The organism is Bdellovibrio bacteriovorus, from assembly GCF_002208115.1.
Classification (GTDB): domain Bacteria; phylum Bdellovibrionota; class Bdellovibrionia; order Bdellovibrionales; family Bdellovibrionaceae; genus Bdellovibrio; species Bdellovibrio bacteriovorus_C.
In genome coordinates, this window is sequence record NZ_CP020946.1 from 52,091 (window position 1) to 74,883 (window position 22,793).

General features: G+C 49.4%; 15 protein-coding genes. 11 read left to right on the top strand and 4 right to left on the bottom strand.

Translation table 11 applies throughout. The features are described from left to right. Window positions 1-3 precede the first annotated feature (3 nt). The 9 genes from B9G79_RS00265 to B9G79_RS00305 all read left to right on the top strand — a co-directional run bounded on the left by B9G79_RS00265 (window position 4) and on the right by B9G79_RS00305 (window position 10,827). The gene (locus tag B9G79_RS00265; RefSeq protein WP_232468922.1) at window positions 4-1,155 is read left to right on the top strand and encodes a complex I subunit 1/NuoH family protein; all 1,152 of its coding nucleotides are present in this window, start codon (window positions 4-6) and stop codon (window positions 1,153-1,155) included. A gap of 9 nt (window positions 1,156-1,164) precedes the next feature. Continuing rightward, window positions 1,165-1,701, top strand: coding sequence for an NADH-quinone oxidoreductase subunit J (locus tag B9G79_RS00270; protein WP_088563775.1), 537 nt, complete (start codon window positions 1,165-1,167; stop codon window positions 1,699-1,701). Then, complete coding sequence (gene nuoK / locus B9G79_RS00275) at window positions 1,691-2,014, top strand: NADH-quinone oxidoreductase subunit NuoK (RefSeq protein ID WP_011166187.1); 324 nt, start codon at window positions 1,691-1,693, stop codon at window positions 2,012-2,014. Before B9G79_RS00270 ends, nuoK begins: the two co-directional genes overlap by 11 nt. Window positions 2,015-2,042: 28 nt before the next feature. Next, complete coding sequence (gene nuoL, locus B9G79_RS00280; RefSeq protein ID WP_088563776.1) at window positions 2,043-3,956, top strand: NADH-quinone oxidoreductase subunit L; 1,914 nt, start codon at window positions 2,043-2,045, stop codon at window positions 3,954-3,956. A 3-nt stretch (window positions 3,957-3,959) separates the two neighbouring features. Continuing rightward, the gene (locus B9G79_RS00285) at window positions 3,960-5,513 is read left to right on the top strand and encodes a complex I subunit 4 family protein (protein WP_088563777.1); all 1,554 of its coding nucleotides are present in this window, start codon (window positions 3,960-3,962) and stop codon (window positions 5,511-5,513) included. Further along, entirely contained in the window at window positions 5,513-6,973 is a 1,461-nt protein-coding gene (locus B9G79_RS00290; protein ID WP_088563778.1) for an NADH-quinone oxidoreductase subunit N, read from the top strand. The genes B9G79_RS00285 and B9G79_RS00290 overlap by 1 nt, the downstream gene beginning before the upstream one ends. A gap of 128 nt (window positions 6,974-7,101) precedes the next feature. Next, window positions 7,102-8,016, top strand: coding sequence for an AAA family ATPase (locus B9G79_RS00295; protein WP_198298033.1), 915 nt, complete (start codon window positions 7,102-7,104; stop codon window positions 8,014-8,016). Between the two features lie 22 nt (window positions 8,017-8,038). Then, a complete protein-coding gene (locus B9G79_RS00300; protein ID WP_232468926.1) occupies window positions 8,039-8,896 on the top strand; it encodes a DUF58 domain-containing protein in 858 nt (285 codons plus the stop codon). Continuing rightward, window positions 8,893-10,827 (top strand): transglutaminase TgpA family protein, encoded by a 1,935-nt coding sequence (locus B9G79_RS00305; RefSeq protein ID WP_088563781.1) that lies wholly within the window; start codon window positions 8,893-8,895, stop codon window positions 10,825-10,827. The genes B9G79_RS00300 and B9G79_RS00305 overlap by 4 nt, the downstream gene beginning before the upstream one ends. Here B9G79_RS00305 and B9G79_RS00310 read toward each other — a convergent pair. After that, complete coding sequence (locus tag B9G79_RS00310; RefSeq protein WP_088563782.1) at window positions 10,824-12,023, bottom strand: patatin-like phospholipase family protein; 1,200 nt, start codon at window positions 12,021-12,023, stop codon at window positions 10,824-10,826. The two genes, B9G79_RS00305 and B9G79_RS00310, sit on opposite strands and share 4 nt — an antisense overlap. Window positions 12,024-12,317: 294 nt before the next feature. Here B9G79_RS00310 and B9G79_RS00315 point away from each other — a divergent pair, with 294 nt between their 5' ends. Both B9G79_RS00315 and B9G79_RS18110 read left to right on the top strand, forming a co-directional pair. After that, the gene (locus B9G79_RS00315; protein WP_088563783.1) at window positions 12,318-12,803 is read left to right on the top strand and encodes a hypothetical protein; all 486 of its coding nucleotides are present in this window, start codon (window positions 12,318-12,320) and stop codon (window positions 12,801-12,803) included. A 217-nt stretch (window positions 12,804-13,020) separates the two neighbouring features. Further along, on the top strand, window positions 13,021-19,479 hold the full coding sequence (locus B9G79_RS18110; protein WP_198298034.1) for a hypothetical protein: 6,459 nt from the start codon (window positions 13,021-13,023) through the stop codon (window positions 19,477-19,479). Between the two features lie 23 nt (window positions 19,480-19,502). Here B9G79_RS18110 and B9G79_RS00340 read toward each other — a convergent pair whose 3' ends face one another. From B9G79_RS00340 to B9G79_RS00350, 3 genes are read right to left on the bottom strand one after another with little or no spacing between them, the layout of a single operon-like run. Beyond that, entirely contained in the window at window positions 19,503-20,555 is a 1,053-nt protein-coding gene (locus tag B9G79_RS00340; protein WP_088563788.1) for a hypothetical protein, read from the bottom strand. Further along, complete coding sequence (locus B9G79_RS00345; protein WP_088563789.1) at window positions 20,534-21,049, bottom strand: PilW family protein; 516 nt, start codon at window positions 21,047-21,049, stop codon at window positions 20,534-20,536. Before B9G79_RS00345 ends, B9G79_RS00340 begins: the two co-directional genes overlap by 22 nt. Continuing rightward, a complete protein-coding gene (locus tag B9G79_RS00350) occupies window positions 21,050-22,786 on the bottom strand; it encodes a hypothetical protein (protein ID WP_232468927.1) in 1,737 nt (578 codons plus the stop codon). Window positions 22,787-22,793: the final 7 nt, after the last annotated feature.

Here is a 22,793-nt window from a genome sequence, read left to right on the forward strand (position 1 = left end):
GGAATGGGTAAAGATATTTTCGAGATAACCGTCAACGGTTTAAAACTGGTCGTCATCTTCCTGATGATGGTTCAAGCAGTGCCTATTTTGGTTTGGCTTGAGCGCCGTGGCTCCGCATTCATTCAGGATCGTCTGGGTCCGAACCGCGTGGGTCCGCTGGGTCTGGTGCAGCTTCTTGCCGATGCGGTGAAGTTCCTGAACAAGGAAAACTTCATGCCGCAAACTGCAAAGCCGTTCCTGTACTACGCAGCTCCGGTGTTTGCTTTGATTCCGGGTACAATCGCTTTCTCTGCGATCCCGCTTTCTTCTCCGATTCAGGTTGGAACATTCGAACTGTTCGGCTCCACTTGGGGTCCTTACACTTTCCTGGTTCAGGGTTATGATATCGGCGTGGGCATCGTCTTCATCCTGGGTGTCAGCTCTTTGGCTGCTTACACGGTTTTGATGGCGGGCTGGGGTTCCGGCAACAAGTACACTTTGATGGGTGCGCTTCGTGCTTCCGCTCAAACGATCTCTTACGAACTGGCTTTGGGTCTTTCCATCGTGGGTGTGATCATGCTTTATGGCACGTTCAACCTGACTGAAATGACTTTGGCGCAGCAGGGTCCTTTGGCGTTCTCTTTCCTGGGTCACACGATCACCGCAAACTGGTTGCCGAACTGGGGTATCTTCTATCAACCGGTGGGCGCTTTGTTGTTCTTCTCGGCTGCGTTTGCAGAATCCAACCGTCTGCCATTTGACTTGGCGGAGGGTGAGTCCGAGCTGGTCGGTGGTTTCCACACTGAGTACGGCGGTTTCAAATTCAACATGTTCTTCATCGGGGAATACGGTCACATGATGATCGCTTCCGGTCTGATGGTTCTGTTCTTCTTCGGTGGTTACACGATTCCTTACGTTTCTGTGGCTGAACTGAATGAATGGGCGGCAGGTGTTGCTTCCACAGCCGGCTGGGCAAGTGCCCTGGTTGCGCTGATCCACTTCCTGGTGTTCAACATCAAGTTTGGATTCTTCATGTGGGTCTTCATCTGGGTTCGTTGGACTTTGCCTCGTTTCCGTTACGATCAGTTGATGGATCTGGGCTGGAAGACGATGCTTCCTTGGGCTTTGGCAAACACCATTATCACAGCCTTTGTGATCTACATCGCATCTTTGTAAGGAGTTAAAATGACAGCAGATGCATTTCTTTTCTGGTTTCTAGCGTTTGTCACCCTGGCCTCCGGCCTTGGTGTCATTTTGATGTCCAATCCGATTTACTCCGCTTTGTGCCTGGCAATGACCATGGTGGGTATCTCTGCCTTGTTCGTTACTTTGAACGCCTTCTTCATTGCGGGTGTTCAATTGATCGTTTATGCCGGCGCGGTCATGGTTTTGTTCACCATGGTGATCATGCTCTTCGACTTGAAAAAAGACATTCAGGCCTTCACCCGCGGCAAGTTCACGGGTGTGGTTAAAATCGCCTCGGTCGGTCTGTTTGCAGGCCTGGTAGTCGGTGCGATCGCAATGTCCGTGAATCTGATGGGTGAAAAAACCACAGACAATCCGGTGCTTGTGGGTACAGGCATGGAAACCACCAAAGCTTTGGGGCACATCCTGTTCACCAAATACATCTTCGGATTTGAGGCTTTGGGCGTTCTTCTTCTGGTAATTGCAGTGGGTGCCGTTGCTTTGGCACGCAGTAAAGGTGGAACACATGAACACTGAGTTCATCAATAATATCGGCCTGACTCATTACTTGGTTCTGGCTGCACTTTTGTTTGTTATGGGTATGGCGGGCGTTCTTCTTCGCCGTAACGTGATCGTTCTTTTGATGTCCATCGAGTTGATGCTGAACTCTGTGAATCTGACTTTCGTGGCTTTCAGTAAATATCTGGGCCTGCTGGACGGTCACATCATGGTGTTCTTCGTTATGACTATCGCAGCTGCGGAAGCGGCGGTGGGTCTGGCGCTGGCAGTATCCATCTTTAAACGATTCAACGAAGTGAACATCCGCTTCTTTGAGCACTTGAAAGGATAGGGGATAAGCTGTGAATCATTCTCTATTAATGGCAGTCCTGATTCTGGCTCCTTTCGTTGGTTTCCTGATCAACGGTGCCAGATATAAAAAACACTCTGGAAACGTGGCGGGTTCCATCGCAACGGTTGCGGTGGCGATCTCCTTTGTCTCCGCAATCTTGCTGGTTGTGGACCTGGTTTCCATGCCGGCTGAAGCCCGCCGTATCGCGGTGAGCTTCTTTGAATGGATGGCGATTGATAAGTTCAAGGTCAACGCCGGTTTCGTCGTCGATCAAATCAGCGCCATCATGATCCTGGTGATCACGGGTGTTGGTACTTTGATCCACTTGTTCTCTATTGGTTACATGCACCACGATAAAGGGGTGGCGAAATACTTCGCTTACCTGAATCTGTTCATCTTCAACATGTTGTTGCTTGTTCTGGGCGACAGTTTGCTGGTGATGTTCGTGGGCTGGGAAGGCGTGGGCCTTTGTTCTTACCTGTTGATCGGTTTCTGGTTCACAGACAAAGAAAAAGCAGCGGCGGGCATGAAAGCCTTCATCACCAACCGTATCGGTGACGCGGCCTTCTTGCTGGGTATGTTCGTTTTGTTCATCACCTTTGGCACTTTGAACTTCTCTGAACTGAATGCCTTGGCGCCAACCGTGGCTGAGTCCTCCTGGTTGGGGGCTTTGACTCTGGGCACGTTGTTCCTGTTCATCGGGGCGACTGGTAAATCCGCACAGATTCCTTTGTACGTTTGGCTTCCAGACGCGATGGCCGGTCCAACACCGGTTTCCGCCCTGATCCACGCGGCGACGATGGTGACTGCGGGTGTGTACATGATCGTGCGTCTGAATCCACTGTTTATCATGGCTCCTAACACGATGATGGTGATTGCGATCATCGGTGCGGCGACCGCGGTGTTTGCAGCGACTATCGGTATCACTCAAAACGACATCAAAAAAGTTCTGGCTTACTCTACGGTGTCTCAATTGGGCTACATGTTCCTGGCAGCCGGTGTGGGTGCGTTCGGGGCAGCGATGTTCCACTTGATGACTCACGCATTCTTTAAAGCCCTGATGTTCCTGGGTTCTGGTTCTGTGATTCACGGAATGCACGAAGAACAGGACATCCGCAAAATGGGTGGTCTGAAAAAGTACATGCCAATCACGCACATCACATTCCTGATGGGCTGGCTGGCGATCATCGGAACTCCGCTGTTCTCGGGTTTCTTCTCTAAGGATGAAATCCTGGCTTACGCGTTCCACTCTCCAATGGGTTCTCCAATCCTTTGGGCGGCGGGTGTTGTGGGTGCGACTTTGACGGCGTTCTACATGACTCGTTTGATGGCCCTGACCTTCTGGGGTAAAAGCCGTGTTTCTGCTGATGTTCATCCGCACGAATCTTCCGCGATCATGACGATTCCACTGATCATCCTGGCGATCCTTTCTGTGTTCGCGGGCTGGATCGGGGTTCCTCATGTTATCGGTGAGCACCTGGGTCACATGCCGAACTTCTGGGAGCACTGGTTGCACCCGATGATTTCTCCGATCCCGGGCTGGACTGCGATTGATCACACGACGGAATGGGTTCTGATGGGCTGTTCTGTGGGTCTGGCGACTGTTTCTGCGATCGTGGCTTACCAGTTCTATGTGAAGTCTCCAGAGACTCCGAAGAAGATCGCGGAAAGCATCAAGCCGGTTTACAACACGGTTTACAACAAGTACTTCGTGGATGAAGCCTACTTTGGTTTCATCATCAATCCGCTGGTTTCTTTGAGCAAAAACACCTGGTACTACATCGACGTGAATTTCATCGACAAGATGACGTTCTGGGCTGGTGATCTTGTGCGTGGCATGGGTTCCTTCGCCCGCTCGGTTCAGACCGGAAATATGCAACAATACGCGATGTACATCGGTATCGGCGTGGTTGTGGCCCTTTCATTTGTGATCATGAGGTAATGTATGATCCTGAGTAGCATTGTTTTCCTACCTCTTCTATTCGCGCTGTTAGTTGCGATCTGGCCTAAGGCGAACACCGTTCGCCATCTGGCTTTGGGTCTTTCCGTGATTGAATTCATCGTGAGCCTTTCCCTGTTCAAAAGCTTCGACGCTTCCGCGACGGGCTTGCAGATGGTGGAAAAGTTCATGTGGATTGAGCGCTTCGGCATCCAGTATTTCATGGGTATCGACGGGATCTCTTTGTGGCTGGTTCTGCTGACCACGTTCCTGACTCCGATTATTATCCTGGCTAGCTGGACATCCATCACTGAACGAGTCAAAGGCTTCCACGTTTGTCTGTTCATCCTGCAAACGGCGATGCTGGGCACCTTCCTGGCAATGGATGCCGTGTTCTTCTATGTGTTCTGGGAGCTTTCTCTGGTTCCGATGTACTTCATGGTCGGTATCTGGGGTGGTGCTCGCCGTATCTACGCAACCGTGAAATTCTTCATCTACACGATGGCGGGTTCAGTGCTGATGCTGGTGGCGATCATCTATATGATGTACCTGACCCAGGAAGCGACTGGCCAGATGAGTGCAAGTTTGCTTGATTTCTATCAGTTGCAAATCCCGTTTGTGGGCGGCACGTTCTTCAGTTTACAAACGTTGTTGTTCTTTGCCTTTGCATTGGCTTTCGCGATCAAGGTTCCGGCGTTCCCGGTTCATACTTGGTTGCCGGATGCCCACGTTGAAGCTCCGACTCCGGGTTCTGTGATCCTGGCGGGTGTGATGCTGAAAATGGGTACTTACGGTTTCATGCGCTGGGTGATTCCTTTGTTCCCAGAGGCTTCTGAATACTGGGCTTGGTTGTTCATGCTGATCGGTACTGTGGGCATCATCTATGGTGCTTTGGTGGCGATGGTTCAGCCGGACGTCAAAAAACTAGTGGCGTACTCTTCCGTATCCCACATGGGTTACATCCTTCTGGGCCTGTTCGCGTTTAACGCCTACGGCATGGGTGGTGGTCTGTATCAGATGCTGAACCACGGTATCTCTACCGGCGCGCTGTTCATCCTGATTGGTATGATCTACGAAAGAACGCATTCTCGTGAAATCTCCAAATACGGCGGTTTGGCGGGTGTGTTGCCAATCTTCACGATCTTCTTCTTTATCATCACTTTGTCCTCGATCGCGGTTCCAATGACCAACGGTTTCGTGGGCGAGTTCTTCATCCTTCTGGGCACTTACCAGGCTCACCCGGTCTTTGCGTACTTCGCGGTTTCCGGTGTGGTTCTGGGTGCAGTGTACATGTTGTGGATGTTTAAACGTGTGTTCTTCGGTGAACAGGGCGAGCTGGTTAAAGACGAGCATCATCCGCTTCATGACCTGAACGCGCGTGAAATCACAGTTCTGGTTCCATTGGTGATCATGGTGTTCTGGATGGGTCTGTTCCCGAATCATTTCCTGAACTTCTCTAAAGCCAGCATCGATCATCTGGTGAACAACAGAAGCAATTATAATCTGACGATTGTTCAGCCGGGCGCCTCTGAAGTTACGCACGCGCAAGGAGGTAACTAATGAATATCAATATCGGTCTTAGCGACGTGCTTTTGATCTCTCCGATGATCGCGTTGTTCCTGGCAAGTCTTCTGCCAATCACGATGAAAGTTCTTCGTGGCAACCGCGAACAACACGCCCTGATCACTTTGGGTCAGGCTTTGACGGGTATCGTGGCAGCGGTTGTGTTGCTGGTGGTCTTTGGTGGCTCTGACAAAACTGCTTTCAACAACGGTCTGATCTTTGACGGTGTCACTCAGTGGATGGGTATCATTGCCCTGGCTGGTGCGGGTGCCGCGATGGTTATGATGTATGAAAATCCGGCGACTACGGGCAAGCAGTTCTCTGAACTGATCTTCCTGGCGATGAGCAGTGCGGTGGGGATGTTGATCCTGGTTTCCGCAGTGGACCTGCTGATGGTCTTCATCGGTCTGGAAATGATGTCTTTGGCACTGTACCTGATGATCGCCATGAGCCACGAGGAAAAACTTTCCAAAGAAGCGGCCTTGAAATACTTCATCCTGGGTTCTTTTGCTTCGGCATTGTTCCTTTACGGTGTGGCTTTCATCTTCGGTTCTACCGGTGGCACAAACATCCTGAGCTTCATGGACAACGCTGCTGAACTTGTTCAGACCAGCCGTTTGTTCCTGTTTGGTGTAACTTTCGTGATCCTGGGCTTCTGCTTCAAGGTTTCGATTGCTCCATTCCACGCTTGGACTCCGGACGTTTACCAGGGGGCTCCGACTCCGCACACGGCCTTCATGGCCACAGCGGTGAAAACAGTGTCCTTCGCAGCGTTCTTGAGAATCATCGCAACCAAGTCTTTGACGGGTTCTGATCAGTTGTTCGACATCCTTCAGTGGATGGCTGTTATCACCATGATCGTGGGTAATGCCGCGGCTATCATGCAGAACAACTTCAAACGCATGATTGCTTACTCTTCCGTGGCTCACTCTGGTTACCTGATGGTGGGTCTGATCACGGCGGGTGTCAGCGACAACGGTGCGTTTGGTGCTTCGGGCGTGATCTTCTATCTGCTGGCTTACGGTTTGATGACGATCGGTGCGTTTGCGATTGCGGCGATGCTGGAAAAATCTGAAAACCATATCGTGAACATCGATGATCTGGCTGGTTTTGCAAAACAACGTCCGATGCTGGCTTTGTGTTTGACGGTGTTCCTGCTTTCTTTGGCAGGTATTCCGCCAACACTGGGCTTCTTCGGTAAGTTCTACATGTTCAACGCAGCTATCGGTGAAGGCCTTCTGTGGCTGGCAATCTGGGGTATGTTGAACTCTGTGATCGGTGTTTACTACTACCTGCGCCCGATCGTTGTGATGTACATGAAAGAAGGAAACGCGGAAATCGCGGGTCACTCTTTGAATGCAACCACAGTGACGGCGGTGGTTATGGCTCTTGCCATTGTTTTGATGGGCTTTGTATCTGGTCCCATCTTCTCGGCTGTCGAAAAAAGTCTGTTGTAGGACTTTCGCCTTGTGAACAGGGCGGGATCTTAGAATAAGACATAAATAAAGCCTCGGTGAACCCGGGGCTTTTTTATTTTCCAAAAAAGGTTTGGTCACCGCCGCGACGGACCTTATCCTATCAGTCTATGAACACCAAGTTTCACGATCTGATTTCTGAAGCCTCGAAAGTTGTCCTGGATAAGAATGTGGAAATCCGTCTGGCCATGACGTGCCTGCTGGCCGGGGGACATTTGTTGATCGAGGATCTTCCGGGCGTGGGTAAAACCACGCTGGTGCAAGTGCTGGGAAAACTGACCGGCTTAAAAACCCGCCGTATTCAGTTCACAATTGATCTTTTGCCCGCAGATGCCATCGGTGGTCAGGTGTTTCATCCGCAAGAACAAAAGTTTGTGTTTCATCCGGGTCCTTTGTTTTCCCAGATGGTGATGGCTGATGAACTCAATCGCGCGAGCCCTCGCACTCAAAGTGCGCTGTTGCAGGCGATGGAGGAAGGTGAAGTGTCCGTGGACGGAACCACCTGGCCTTTGCCAAAACCTTTCTATGTGATCGCGACCCAGAATCCGCATCAACAAACCGGAACCTTCCCGCTGCCGGAAAGCCAACTGGATCGTTTTTTGATGAGCCTGGAACTTCACCACGCTTCGAAAGAAACTGAAGTGCGTCTGCTGCAAGGGGAAGATCCGCGCGTAAGACTGCAGAAGATTTCTTCCCTCTTTACTGACGGCGAAATTGAGGCGGCGTTGGCGTCTGTGCAATCCGTGACCGTGTCGCCGGTGGTGGCCGGATACATTGCGGAGATCTTAGAGCGTTCCCGCCGTGCGGGATTTGAAGGGGCGCCACTTTCCACTCGCGCTGGCATGGCGCTGGTGCGGGCGGCGAAAGCGTGGGCGTTCTTAGAGGGACGAGATTATGTTCGTCCCGATGATGTGCAACAGGTTCTGGTTCCGGTACTGGGACACCGACTGGGAGGAAATCATGGCATCAAACGAGGTCGTGAGTGGGCCCATGCCCTTCAAAAAGCGACTCCAGTCCCTGTTTAAGAAAAAAAAGAGAACCTATATCATGCCCTCCAGATTTGGAATGGCATTCGGGGCGATGGCCCTGACGCTGTTCTTTTTGGCCGTGGGGTATGCGAACAATCTGATTTATATCTTCGTGTTCTTTCTGATCTCGGTCGCCTTCACCGGGATTCTTTTGACCAATAAAAACATGGACGTCGTGCAAGTTGAGGGACTTGAGAACGAAGAGCTTTTTTCCGGCGAAGAAGGATTGCTGCGAATTTCCCTGGAAAACCCTTCCGTGACTCCGGCCTGGGATGTGGAAGCGGTGTTGGGTAAAGATAAAAACACCCTCCGTAAAACGTCAATCAAGCCGCTGTCCCATGGGGATTTGCAGATTCCCTATCGTCCCGGCAAACGAGGCTGGGTGAAACTTCCGCGCATCACTTTGCAAAGCACATATCCCTTTGGACTTTTGCGGGCGTGGAAATACATGACCTCTCAGGATTCCGTGTTGGTGTATCCGGCGCGTTTGGGTGAAAAACAATTCCCCACCGATGCGGTGGCCGGAGAAGGGCAGCAGGCCACGGGTTTATTTCGTGATCATCGCGGTTTTCAAAGTGCGGATTCGCTCAGTCGTATCGACTGGCGAGCCAGCGCGCGCCGGCAGGATCTGCTGGTGAAAAACTATGAAGAACCGGAAAAACCTGCTTTGCATTTTAAGTGGGAGCAGACGGAAAGCCTTTCAGATCTTGAAATGCGCATCAGTCAGTTGTGCCTGTGGGTGGATGAAGCCGAAAGGCAGGGCTTTCAATATTCACTGAGTGTCGGATCACAAGAGATCAAACAGAACAAAGGCCCGCACCACCGCGAAGCATGTCTGACGGTGCTGGCGTTACTTCAGCCGGAGGCGCTGTCATGAAACGTCAGTTCTTTGCCCAAACATCTCTGGCGGTTTCTTTCATCACCGCGATGGTGATGGTGGGGCTGGAAGTGTCGCCGTGGGTGGCGTTGTTTTCTTTGGGTCTTTTGATCTGGAAGTGGGGAGTTGAAAAGTTTCACTGGAGAAATCTGTCGCGCAAAGTGACGGGTGGTTTAAGTGTGCTGTTGCTGGCGCAGATTCTGGTGCAATACCGCACGCTGATTGGTCAGGATCCTTCTTACACATTCTTGCTGGGTCTTTCGGCCTTGCGGGTGATGGATTATGAAAACGAAAGGGATCATCGTTTTCTGGTTTTATTGGGTTTTGTTCTGATTTCTATCAAGGCCCTTTTCAGTCTGGATATTTACTGGATCGTTCCGTCGGGGCTGGCGTTTGCCGGTCTTTGGTATTCACTACTGTCACCGGAACTTCCTCAGCGCGGAAAGATTTTACTGAAGGTCTTTGCGCTGTCGGTTCCCGGGGCGGTGATCTTGTTCTTTGCTTTTCCAAGGTTTGTGCTTCCGTGGGCGATGTCTCGCGGTGAAGCCACGGGGCAGATTGGTTTTAGTGAAGAGCTCAATCCCGGACGCGTGGCTGAACTTGCCGGTGTCGCCAACATGGTTTTTCGGGCGAAGCTTTCTGATTTGCCGATCAAATCCAGTCAGGAACTTTATTGGCGTGGATCAGTTCTGGTGAATTCCCGCGGCTTAAGCTGGCGGCCGGGAATGCTGGGGATCAAACCCCGCAATGAAGCCGAAGGTGAAAAGCCTGCAGACAAACACTATGAAGTCGCCCTGGAGCCCCACGCGAACACGTTTTTATTTGTGCTTGAAGGCACTGAACAGGTGCAGCTTGAATTGGGGAATTCATTTTCTTTGAATGCCTCGGTGTTTCGCAGTGCCCGACCTTTGATGACCACGACCGTGTATCGCGGAAGATGGAATGAAGGCTCGATTGATCGTCAGACCCCGGATGAAGAGTATCTGAAAATTCCGGAACTGCGCGGGCAGGTGGCCGCCTGGGTGAACATCACCAAAGAAAAGCACCCTACACCGGCGGCAAGGATTGAAGCTTTGCAGGCGTTTTATCAGGAAAATGATTTTACCTACACTTTGAATCCCGGTGCTTATGGTGGCGTCAACGAACTGGAATCGTTTTTGTTCCATCGAAGACGCGGTTTTTGTGAACACTTTGCTGGCAGTTACGCGACCCTTGCCAGGGCTTTGGGGATTCCGGCCCGGGTGATCGTGGGTTATCAGGGTGGCAGATACAATCCGATGGGGGAATTCTGGCGGGTCAGTCAGCGCGATGCCCATGCCTGGGTTGAAATTTTCAACGACGGCCGCTGGCAACGGGTGGATCCCACCCAGTGGGTGGCGCCGTTACGTTTGGTGATCGGTGCCGAAGATTTCTTCAATCTGTCGGAAGAAGACCAAAAGGTCTTTGCCCGGGATATTCAGTGGCGTCCAAAGGCGGGGGATAGCATCACGTTGTGGGACCGCGTGGGCTTTGTGATGGATGATCTGAACTATCGATGGACCTACTTCCTGGTGGATTTTGATCGCACCTCGCAAAAAAGCTTCTGGCAAAGTCTGATCGATCTGAAACTGCAGCTTGTGGTGGGATTGATCTTTGTGGCGGTTCTTTGTGTTTTGATTTTCCGCAGTCTTTTCAAAAACAAAGGTTTACTGAGCGAAGAACAAGTTTTGTATCACGCGGTTTTAAGCTGGGGTCAAAAGCAGGACATCTTCCCGGAAGAAGCTGAAACTCCGCTGCAGTATCTCGAGCGTTTGGGGAAAGAACATCCATCCAAAAAAGCGATTTTACGCAAGGTCAGTGAATACTATGACCAGAAGGCTTACGCGAAAAAGCCGCTTTCCGGAGAAGGCGCAAAAATTCTGACGGAATGGAAAGAGGCCAGCCGGAATTAAATATCGTGCTGGCGAAGGGCATTGATCCCGGATTTGAAACCGATGCGCACGATGCGCGCCAGGATTTCCGGATTCAAGCTGAAGTGATCGACAAAGAACATTTCATAGTTCTGTGGGCGCGGAGCCACATAGATGTAATCCACTTCCGGACGATAGTTCACACGATTCCTAATGATTTCAAGGATCTTGTCCCGGTGTTCGCCCGGCAAGTTCTGCTGCTTGAAGTAACCATCGACTGCGTTGTAGATACCGCGGATGTCGTTTTTATACTGGATATGACGGGTGATCTTTTGCTGCACCACCTGATACAGCGCCTGATTGGCGATCAGGGGAATCCCATAATCATGAAGCGAGCCCATCTCTTTAGTGTAGTGATAGGGCTGGATGGAATATGAGGAAATCACAAGATCCGCGCCATAGTCCGCCGCCACGTGGGTGGACAGGGTGTCGCGGATTTCGCCGTCATAATAGAAGATCTCTTTGCCATCCGGGCGTTTGATTCCATACGGAGAAAACACCGGAGGCAAAGCCGTCGAACAAGCCACCGCATCACTGATCGTCGCATAGTTGATGTATTTGGTGGTCTCGGTTTTAAAGGAATCGGGGAAGTTCCCGAAGATGGCTTTGCGGGTGTGATTCAGTTGAGTTCCGATGATAAAGAGCTCAACCCCCAAACGGGCAAAGTCATTGTCGACCAGAACCTCTTTGCGCAGATAGTTCTCAATCCCCTTTGTGGAAAACAGGCCATTCAGTTTCAGCCCGTTTTTCAAAATGGATTCAAGACCCCCGGTGACCAGGGCTTTTTCCATGATCGAACGCGGGATGAACTTCATCAGGCCGGAAGAGTTTAAGTTAAACAGGCTGCGATAAGAAATCGGCTTCAGATAACGAAGATCGGATTTATCAAAAGTAGGATCAGAACCCGAACCGACCTGGAAAGCGTTGATCAAAGATTCCACTGGATAACCAGCGGCAAGAACCGAAGCGACAAACGCCCCGGCGCTCGAACCGACATAAAGACGGATCGTCATCGGATCATCGGACCCGAAGTTCTGACGCACCATCTCTTTGGTGCCGCCGGCAAATTTGAATCCCTTTTCTTGAAGGGCCAAGCAAACCCCGATGTGGAAGGCGGCGGCTTTGATGCCTCCACCACTTAGAACCAGGGCTACTTTCTTTTTATCTCTGATACGCATATAGCTAATTTAAATTATCGGGTCTTTGGTCAAAAGGCGCAAAGAATTCTTTTATTCCACCAGAAATCCATGACTTAGGGTTGCGTAGTCAGACTTTGGTCCAGTGAATAGGCAATGGCTAACCAGATCAAGGTCCTGAATTTAGTTGAATTTGAGTAAGTGTTCACACAAAATTTGACAGACTGAAGTCCTGTGATAATGTTGACTACGCAAGCTGAGTAGGGATACCACCTTCCTAAAAGGCTAGCTACTGAAGCTTCGGCGCCACCGAGGCAGAAAGTATAAGAGGATTTAATGAACGTTGAGAGCTACGGTTCTTGGTTACCGCTAACGGACTACTCTACTAAATACAAAATTAGTGTGAGTACCCTCCGCCGACGAATCAAAGCCGACGACATTAAGTTCCGCTTTGAAGACGGCAAGTACTTCATCATGGACGAACCGATGGGTACCCATCAAAGAGTACATCGCCCCTCCCAAGAAAGCGACCTGGCTTTGGTGGGTGCTCATCAAGGAATGATGAAAGGTTATGAAATGGCCACTTCAAAGGACGAAACAAAGACCACAGACCTTGCCGACAAAGTGGTAAAGGTGAAAAACGATGAGCCCATCCTGACAGCGGCCAACAAGCTGCTGAATGAGCTCAAGAAGGCCTACACCCAAATCCTTCATGAAAAAGAGGAGCAAATCCTCCACCTGAAGGAAGAAGTGACGGACCTGAAGACTCTTGTTCGTGTTCTTGAATCCGAAAACGACCGTTTAAAAGGTTTTAAACAGTAAATTCTTTTAAGTTCTTGTAATACTCTAACTGTTATTTCGTAGAGTCTCTTTTGCGAAATATTTTTTATATCTATCGTTTCACTTTGAAACAAGCCTGTTAAAGAATGATCTAAAATACTCCGTAAAGACTGTTATGCGGTTTATACGGAATTTTTTAAAACACACCGTCAGTATAACGACGATTCTAATTTCCCTTATGGGTTGTTCCGAGCAACAATTGGACTGGGTTGGTACCGGCAGTAAAATTTCGGGAAAGCTGGCCGGCTTTAATTTAGAAGGACTTTCAAATAAATCCGAATTTTCTACGCTGAGCTGTTCAGCTCCGCAAATCGAACTTTACAAGCTATCGACTAAAGGCGAACGAATTGAACCCGTGTTGGCGACCACCCCGGTGGCTGCCGACGGGACATATTCGTTCGTATTAAAAGATCTGAAACTAAAGTTGGTCGAAGGTAAGCCCACGGAGCCACTCATTCTGTCTGCCGTAGGATGCAATTCTCAGTTATCTCTGCGACCGGTCACTGGGTATTCCGAGCAGGATATTTCCAAAGGCTCCTCGTTGATCTCTTATATTCTGAATACCGACTATAGAGAACGCGTTATAGAGGTCTTAAAGGAAAAGCCCGAACAACTTAATCAGTTGATCGCAGCCCTGCAAAGTACGACGACCCTTGAAGAGGCTTATTCTGTTCTTTCTGGAAGTTCGACTGCAAATACCAGGTTTACTGAGATTTTCGGTGGATCTCCCAATATCCTGGTGTCCGCGGCACCTGAGGTGCAAGGTGTCAGTGTTCCAAGCATGACGTCGGAATTGCAAGTATTGAAGATGTCCGTGACGGTGACTCATTGGTCGCAAAGCTACGTTCCCACTTACAGATGGTTCCTGGATAACGTTTTAATTGGTAGCTCATCATCAGTGAGCACGACACCTGGGGCTAATTCTCAGGGGAATAAAACTGTGAAGCTATTGATTGGCGAAGCAGATGGGCATGGAGCAGTAGATCTTACGAAGCCCTATAAAGAGCTTACTTACATACTAAAGATTGAAAACAATGTCTTACCTACGGCGCCATCATTTACCGTAAAAAGCCCTGTTTTGACAGGAGCATCCCCAATAGGTACGCGCAGTCTTGTCCTTGAATTAAACACGGGTACACTGAAGGCTAACTGCGATTCATTTACCAATCTGCTGATAACTGAAAATAAATCAGCCCAACCGAAGAGTTCAGACTTTTCGTCTCTTTCGTGTACTAGCGAGGGAACTCAGGACATTAGTTATACCTTGTCGTCATCAGGAGACGGGGTAAAGACCCTCAGATTATGGGTGATGGACAGCGCGGGGACTGTTTCAAGTCTTCCATCCGAGGTATCCATTTCTATAGATACGGGAGCTCCGATCATCGACAGTCTGTCAACGCCTGCGACAATTACAAGCTTAGCTTCGCAGTCGTTTACATTCCAGGGCTCTGATAACGGTGGAGTGTTGGATCGTTATGAATGTCGTTTAAATTCAGAGCCTTTTTCTCCGTGCTCATCTCCTTTTACTGTGGGCCCGGTTGGACAGGGAAGCCATAAGTTTTCCGTGAAAGCCATCGACACCGCAGGAAATGAATCCGCAATAGTAGATAGAACTTGGATTGTGGATTTAACAGCACCCGTGCTGACTTTACTGTCGAAACCGATGACTCCCAATAATCAGTCTCTTCAGGAGTTCACTTTTAGTGCGACTGATCTTGGCGGTGGAGCCGTTGCTGGATACGTTTGTAAAGTTGACAGCGGTGCCTGGCAAAGCTGTTCATCTCCATTTTCGCTAGCGTTGCCTGCGGACACTCATTCATTCAGCGTAAAGGCCAAGGACACTGCCGGAAATACTTCTGATGCGGCTGTTTATAACTGGATTATCGATATGACGGCACCGAACGTGGCGCTTTTATCAAAACCACTGGCGACTACGAATGCAACGACGGCAAGTTTCTCTTTTGCTGGTTCGGACGTAGGCGGAGCTGGGGTTGCGGGATATCAGTGTAAGATTGATTCGGCTGATTTTTCATCCTGTACCAGCTCAAAATCCTATTCGGGTCTTTCGGCAGGAGGCCATACATTCGCAGTGCGTGCTTTGGATCATGCGGGCAACGTAGGCAGTGCCGCGTCTTATAGTTGGACCATTGATCTTACGACACCTTTAGCATCTATAAACGCATATCCTTCCAGTATCACAAATAACACCACAGCCACTTTTGAGTTTTCGGCGAACAACCCCAGTGGCGGAACGATTACTGGATATGAATGCTCTTTAGATGGAGCTTCCTTTGTAAATTGCGCCAGTCCCGCGGTATTTCCCGGATTGAGTGCAGGTAGCCATTCTTTCTCAGTAAGGTCTGTAGACAACAATGGCAGCAGAAGCAGCGCCAGTTTGTATTCATGGACGATTGATCTTAATAAGCCCGTACTTTCAATTATCAGCAAACCTGCAGCGCTGACTAATGATTCAACGGCAAGCTTCGTCTTTTCCTCTGTCGACACCGGCGGAGGATCGGTTGTCTTATTTGAATGTAAAATGAACTCGGGTGCATTTGTTCCTTGTGCTTCTCCGATCAATTTAAGTTCGTTAAGTCAGGGATCTTACGTCTATGAAATCAGATCATTGGACAGTGCAGGCAACTATTCTGATAGTGCGACGGTAAGTTGGAACATTGACTTAACTTCGCCGACTATTGTGATTAGTGCCAATCCTCAGGCTATTACCAATGCGCAAACAGGCACGTTCCAATTTTCTGGATCCGACACGGGTGGTGCGGGTGTAGATAAATATGAGTGTTCTTTAAATGGCGCAGAGTATTCATCTTGTGTCAGTCCTAAGACTTTCACTGGCATTTCCGCGGGATCGCAAGTTTTCAAGGTGAGGGCTTTGGATAAAGCCGGGAACTACAGCTTAGAGCAGAGCTTTAACTGGACTATTGATCTTATCCCTCCGACTGTTGCGATATACTCTAAACCTGCGGCAATTACTAATCAAACGTCTTCGGTGTTTTCATTTACAGGAAGTGACACGGGCGGTGGCCTGATAGATCACTATGAGTGTAAAATTGATTCAGGTTCTTATTCTGCCTGTACCACGGGCATTTCATATACGCTGACCCAAGGGGTTAGAACTTTCAAAGTGAAAGCGATAGACACCGCTGGCAATGTCAGTGCCGAGGAAAGCTATAGCTGGACCATTGATACGACCGCGCCCACGCTGGCCATTGCGACACCATCATCCAACGGGTCGGTAGTTCCAGCAAGCTCGGTTTCAAGTTTTGTAATTACGGGCACCTGTTCTGAAAATGGTCGCTCGGTTCAGATTTCCGGATCTGTAACAAGCACATCTTCTTGTAGCAGCGGGTTGTGGTCGACAACGATGGATCTTTCATCTGTAAGTGATGGAACATTGTCAGTCACGGCTTTGCAGACCGACGCCGCTGGAAATTCCGGATCAAGTTCAGCAAGAACATTTATAAAAGATACAATATCGCCGCAAATAAATATTACGACGCCTATACTGACTCGCGGGAATGGAACTTACGGATCTGTTTTCTGGACACTGACAGAATCCAATGTTGTCTCTGGATCAAGCTTTACTGTTGAACTGTATGATGGATCGCAATGGAATTCAGTGGGAAGCAAGGCTTTAACTCCGGGAGCAAACTCAAATACTTCATACAGTCTGATTAATTTCTTAGTTCCGGCTGTGGAATCTGCGGCAGCAATGATTCGTATTTCAGTTGTGGATGCGGCTGGAAATTCATCAACAAAGAACTCAGGCACGTTCACGATTGATTCCACCAGTCCGACTCTGAATAATGGATCATTCACCATTAATAATGGCGCATCCGAAACGGGCAGCAATTACCTTTCTCTTAACTTTGGTTTATCCGACAACAGAAGTGTGCACTCTTTCTGTGTAAAGCATAACTCAACGATACAGCCTGCCGCTGATGATACTTGTTGGGTTGAGGTGTCTGCGCCTATTGCCGGTTCTCATACACCGGGTCCTGTCATTTCGATTGCAGATTATGCTTATCAGTTGGGGTTTGGTGCTGGTAACTACCAAGTGTATCTTTGGGCTAAGGATGCGGCGGGAAATATTTCAACTCTTTCTAATTCCGGATCCGGTACCGCGGGTAAAGACTTTGCTATGATCAATTTTGATCCAGGGGCTGCGCCGGCCATTGTATCTTTTACTGCAACCGCGGTCGATTTGCCTCAGTCCCCGCCGTCCAGATCTGAACTTTCAGCGCCACTGAATTCAGATCTATATATTAGATGGCGAGTCACAGACGACCGGGCTTTGCCATCGGGTTCGATTTCTTTGTTCTACTATAATCTTACGAATAGCTCTTGGACTCAAATTCCGGGTGCCGCTGGACTTTCTAACGGCAGTGGATCGGGCTGTACGATAGATAATCCGGCTACTTCTCTTGAAGAGACCGGTTGTTTCCGCTGGACAGGAGGATCTCCGTCATCCAGTTCATATCAGATTCAAATTCGAGTTACAGATAGCAATGCGATGACATCGTTGACGACCTCGGCGCCCTTGAATTCTGGCAATATTCGAGTCATTGCCGGAAATACGGACCTGGGCGTTGGCGGCAGTGCCAAAGGTGCGATCTTTAAGATGGTTGGTGGCGGCGACCAAACCTGGCTTAATCAATTTGTTGTGGCTCCAAATGGATATATCTTTATCAGACAATCAGACGGGGTTTATCGAATTAAACCAAGTGATGGCGTACTTCGCCTTTTCTTAAAACAGAATGCATCTGCAGACAATGGAATTGGTGGGGTCGTTAGTGCCGCTTCATTTAGGTCTGTTAGCAGTCTTGCACTTGATCACTTTGGGCGAGTTTATGCGCGAACCTCCGGGGGAATATACAGATTCAATTCAGTCGATGAAGATCCGATTATTAGCCGTGTTGTTGGGGGAGGAACGTCAACAGAGGATGGCGTGACCTTGAATCAAGTGGCGATGGAAGGCACGAACATGGACTATCTTGTCATGACTATCACACCCAATAATAAAATCTATCTACCAGGCAACAATCGCCTTCGTGTTTTTGATCTGGATAATAATATAGCAAGCAGTATTAGTTTCACTGGAAAAGGCTTGTACGGATATCCCAATGTGGACATAGCCCAATGTCATCGTCCTGTAAACTATGGGTTGGCCTATAACAAGTCCACATCAGATTTGACGTACTTCTTGCTTGGTAACTGGCAGGTTCTAACTGAAGTTTGCGGAAATACCGGAAATGTATCTATGGGGCGTATCAATCCATCTACATTTGCGTTGATGAGTTCTTCCACTCAGCCTGCGAATACCGTCAGTCAAAGTTGGACGATGTTGGGAGCATTCAAAACGGGCATGGATGGTCGTATGTACACGACGTATCTTAAGGGTGGACGTTTTGCCGTTCTTAATGAGGCGACGAATACCTTTGATAACATTCTGGCAATTGGACAGGGAAATTGTATTGACGGCACTTTAGCAAAAGACTGTAAGGCTTCGCCTCAAGATATTTTTGTGGCACAAAATGGAACAATTTACTTCATTGATGCCGGACGTATTCGTACGATTTTGCCGGATAAGACAGTTAAGACCCTTTATGGTGCCTGGGGAGCCGACGGTGATGATGGCAGTCCTTTGGCGGCGCGACTAAGTGACGCTAACTATATTCAGAAAGCGACGGATGGAACTATTCAGGTCTTCCAGAATGCTTTCCATGTTATTCGTGAGTTTACTCAAAGTGGAAACATCACAAGACTGGCGGGAGACGGTAATGAGGCAAATCCGTCGCCATCCGTTGTTGCAAATGAAACTTCTATCAGAGGCACTAACTCTTGGAGTCTGACACCTAACTTCTATATGGACCCTGCGACCAAAGATACTTATTTGGCAATGCAAGATGCTGGTGTTTACAAACTGACCTATTCCACCAAAAAATGGACGAGAATTATGGGAACAGGCAGTGGCAGTGGGACCAATCCAGACGTTTCCGACGGAGTCGGTGGCATGTCCATTCGTGCAAATGGTGGTAACATCAATATTCTGGGAATTTACGATGGAAAGATTTATGTCAGTTTCCAAAGACAGATCGGTGGACCGACAGCGGGAACCTCTGCAGATCAAAAGCTGATTAAAACATATGATTTGGCATCACCTTATACCCAAAATCATTTTATCGGTGTGAATACATATGAGACCTCCGGCAACACATGTTCGGATGGCATGGCCTATTCCAGTTGCTATTTTAAACCAAGTATCAGCAATGGTGTTCCGGTCTATGATTCGGTTGGAGGTCGGTGGTACTTCCCGGCCGGTACGGAAGTATACTTAAGAAATTCGGATGGCACCTTCAAGAAAAAGACAACTCCTCGGAATTTCAATGTCAGTGCCTATCGAAGGATACCATTTGTGGCTCCGGCGACAGAGGACACAGAGCTGCTTTACTACTGCAGCAGCGGCCGATTGTACAAATGGAATCTAAATACGAATGTTGAGACCGCTCTTCCTTGGATCAGCGATACCAGTTTCTCTTGTGCGGGAAAGACGATGCTTTATGACAACTCTATTGGAAGCTTGGTTTTTGTTTACTCCAAGAATGGACTTAACGGCGTAGCTGAATACTATGATCCTTAGTTTGGCCCGCAAAGCCGCCTGAATTATTGGCAACTGAGTGGCCGCTTTAAATTCAAATTCTGGGAAAAGACCGTGCGCTGACGGCTGATTTTGGTTTGGATATCCCCGACGGTCTGTCCTTGATTTCGTTTTATGTAGCTTTCCGAAGCGTCCAGCTTCAGATCAAAAAGCACCGTATTAAAGCAGACATTGTTAGCGGCATTCAGCATGTCCGGGATGAAGTTGGCCGGCTCCACCCGCTGGCCTGATCTGGTGGCCAGGTACCCGATGTTGAAGGAATTGATGGTGAAATCCACATGGGGGTTTTGCAAAAGAACGGTTTCAGCCCGGGTGTTTTCATCCAGCTTGATCAAACTGCGATCGCTTTTTCGTAAACACAGATAATAAGTATTTGATGAGTACACTTCCGTCCCGGTGATAAACACTGAGGTTTTCGGCGTGATGCTGCTGCCGTTGGCCGTGGGCGGGGATTTCAAAATCACACTCACATAGTTAAACTTAATGGGGTTCCCCGCCGAGTCCACCCGTGCCTGGTCATCATAGGGATCCAAAGTCGCATTCAAGCGCATCGTGTGGGTGGACACCTTGTAGCGCCGGATGTACCGGCGATCGGCATCGACCAGAACAAGTTCCCGCGGCGATTTCGAAGTCCCGAACATGGAGCTGGTGGTGGCATCCGCCGTCAGGCGCAGTTCATGAGAGCTGCCGGTTTTATTCACATCAGCCATTTCAGACCAGGCGCGAAGCACACGTTCTGAACGCTGCTTTCGATCCAAAGTGGTGTAGCGGATGACCGAACCCGTGGAATCGTTCAGGCACACCGACGGTTCAAGGCCGGGTGTCAGAGAGGTCAGCCCGAAATAGGTAACACTGGAAGCTGAGGTCAGATTTTCCACCGGATCAAAACGGATGACATTACGGATGTCGCCTTCGGCATTTTTTAAAGCCATCGACATTTCAAGTTGTCCACCGGACCAGACTTCCAAATTGCGCTGCTCGGAAAAGAAGTTGTGAATCAGATAGGTCACAATCCCGATCACCACCGTGGAAATGCTTACCGCCAGCAAAAGCTCCATGACAGAGTCACCTGATTGTGAATCAGGCGGGCTCCGGTTCCGCTGGAATACCCGTGCACATGCAGGGTCACTTTTTTCAGTGTGTTGGAATATTTTGGAAGCTTCAACGACGGAGAACTGAAATCCGCACTGATACTGGTGGCAGGTTCAACCTCCCATACAACTTGAATGCTGTCTTTGGAGGGCTCCGGAAGTCCGCACAGCGGCGGGTTTCCGGCTTGAGTCACTTCGTTTTGAAATTCAGTCTGGTAATTGTATGTCCGAACGATGCAATTCCCGGGAAGGGGGATATCCGTGACCGCGCGGCCTTTCAGCTCGATGGCGTTGTTGGTCAGAATTTCTTTGAGGATGATAGAGCGATCCACTTCGGATTTGTGAGTGCGATTGGAAAGAGTCAGCTGCATCAGTACTGTCAAGCTGATCAGGGAAATCCCGATTGCAACAAGCACCTCCACCAGCGTCATGCCGGAATTGTTCAGAGGTTTCATATGCATCTATTGTCGGGTCTCCAGAATAGGCTGGTCAATCCCGATGATAGAGCCCAGGTTGCGGTAATCCACAGGTGGATCAGCATGAACAAAGATATAGCGTCCGTTATTCACTGATGGTTGAGTGCCATAGTAATCCGGCTGACTGGAGTAAGCTGCTTCCCGGTGAGTCAGGTTGGCCACAAGACAGGGCGTTCCCGGCGCCATCGGATTGTAATAAGCAGAGCTGGTCCATTGCATGTTTTTATGGGCCAAAGAAAACTGCGTTCCATAGTTTCCGCGCGTGTCGGTCACGGTGTGAAGTGGAGTGTTCAGATTTCTTTTTCCTGAAGGAACAAAATCATCAAATGTCGTGTACATGCGAATGCCGGTGAAAACCAGATCAGATTCCTCGCGAGTGGCATTAAGACCCGCGGCCCGCTGAACCCAGAAGATCGCAGAATAGTAGGATCTTGGGAAACGATCCGTGACACCATTATAGTATCTGGAACTGAGCGGAGGAATCGGAGAATTCGGTGCTGAATGATAAGGGGGAATATTGGCCGTCGTCAGAATGTCGTTGCCCGGAACGGGAGTCAGAGTGTGTCCCGCCATGGAAACCATACACAGATTGGAAGGGAACTGACTGTCGGTGGAATCAGGTCCGCTCCACAGGCCTCTCATTACAAAAGGATTTGAGGTGTCGATATTGGCATTGGTGATCAGACTGACATTTTCCATGCGGAAGGTGCGATACCCATAGCGGAAGCCGTCGTTTTCCTGGCGAATGTAATCTGTATAATTGTGCAATACAGGCCGAATCTGCCCGCTGACAACGGGCCAGTATCCCTGCAAATAGTTGTAGGTAGCTGGAACATATTGGGGACTCAGTAAGTGCACGCGTTCTGGCGACAGCAAAACCATCGGCAGCGGTTCTTTGCCCGCATTCGTGGCATCAGCATTAAAGACCACTTCGCGCAATCGTCCTGGATCCGTGTCCAGTGGCGAAGTGTTGTCCTGCTGATATCCGCGCAAGGCCAGAGTGTCTTCGGAAACAACCCACAAAGAAAAATTCTTTCTTGCCGCATTCGCCGACAGAGAGCCCAGCATCAAACCCTGAGAGGCGGTCTGGCGAATCTCGGTGGGTACTTTTGTGTAAACCACACGACGAAGAAGGCGCTCTTTTAAGGCCGGATTCGTCAGTTGCCCTGGATTGAAATTATTCAGGGCCAGGGAATTCATGTCGATGGTGGAAACCTGCCCACAGACGTTGGATCCGGAACTGGTGGCATATTTTTTCTGGAACTCCAGATCCCAGATGTCGCAATCCTGATAAGGGCTGGTGGGGGTGCTGATGACGGTGCCGCACGCTTGCGCATCTTCTTCAAGCGCTTCCATGTTATCCCAGTTCAAACTTGGAGAAGGAATTTCTTCCGCATCCGCGGTGAAAAGAGTTCCTTCAAGTCCTGCATCCTGACGCCATTTGGAAAAACCGCGCGGGAAGTGTTCGGAATGAGAACAGATCTTTTTAGTCGTGCCCGCATCGGATCTGGAAATACAGGTGGCATCAATACGGATACCAAAGCCGTTGGCCCCACCCCAGGCGTAGTTAAAGATGCTGTAGCGATCCGGATTATTAAAATAAGTCCCTGAATCTGTCGCGGACCATGATTGCAGGGGAGGTGTCCCGCCAAACAGGGCAATCGGATAAACTTCGCTGGCCACCGAGGCCTTGCTAAGCGGGCCCGGGGTTGCGTCAATCACCTGCTGC

Coding starts and splice junctions, on each gene's coding strand:
- nuoL (WP_088563776.1), top strand. CDS start 2,043: ATGGCAGTCCTGATTCTGGCTCCTTTCGTTGGTTTCCTGATCAACGGT.
- B9G79_RS00300 (WP_232468926.1), top strand. CDS start 8,039: ATGCCCTCCAGATTTGGAATGGCATTCGGGGCGATGGCCCTGACGCTG.
- B9G79_RS00310 (WP_088563782.1), bottom strand. CDS start 12,023: ATGCGTATCAGAGATAAAAAGAAAGTAGCCCTGGTTCTAAGTGGTGGA.
- B9G79_RS00285 (WP_088563777.1), top strand. CDS start 3,960: ATGATCCTGAGTAGCATTGTTTTCCTACCTCTTCTATTCGCGCTGTTA.
- B9G79_RS00340 (WP_088563788.1), bottom strand. CDS start 20,555: ATGGAGCTTTTGCTGGCGGTAAGCATTTCCACGGTGGTGATCGGGATT.
- B9G79_RS00295 (WP_198298033.1), top strand. CDS start 7,102: ATGAACACCAAGTTTCACGATCTGATTTCTGAAGCCTCGAAAGTTGTC.
- nuoK (WP_011166187.1), top strand. CDS start 1,691: ATGAACACTGAGTTCATCAATAATATCGGCCTGACTCATTACTTGGTT.
- B9G79_RS00305 (WP_088563781.1), top strand. CDS start 8,893: ATGAAACGTCAGTTCTTTGCCCAAACATCTCTGGCGGTTTCTTTCATC.
- B9G79_RS00315 (WP_088563783.1), top strand. CDS start 12,318: ATGAACGTTGAGAGCTACGGTTCTTGGTTACCGCTAACGGACTACTCT.
- B9G79_RS00265 (WP_232468922.1), top strand. CDS start 4: ATGGGTAAAGATATTTTCGAGATAACCGTCAACGGTTTAAAACTGGTC.
- B9G79_RS00290 (WP_088563778.1), top strand. CDS start 5,513: ATGAATATCAATATCGGTCTTAGCGACGTGCTTTTGATCTCTCCGATG.
- B9G79_RS00345 (WP_088563789.1), bottom strand. CDS start 21,049: ATGCATATGAAACCTCTGAACAATTCCGGCATGACGCTGGTGGAGGTG.
- B9G79_RS00270 (WP_088563775.1), top strand. CDS start 1,165: ATGACAGCAGATGCATTTCTTTTCTGGTTTCTAGCGTTTGTCACCCTG.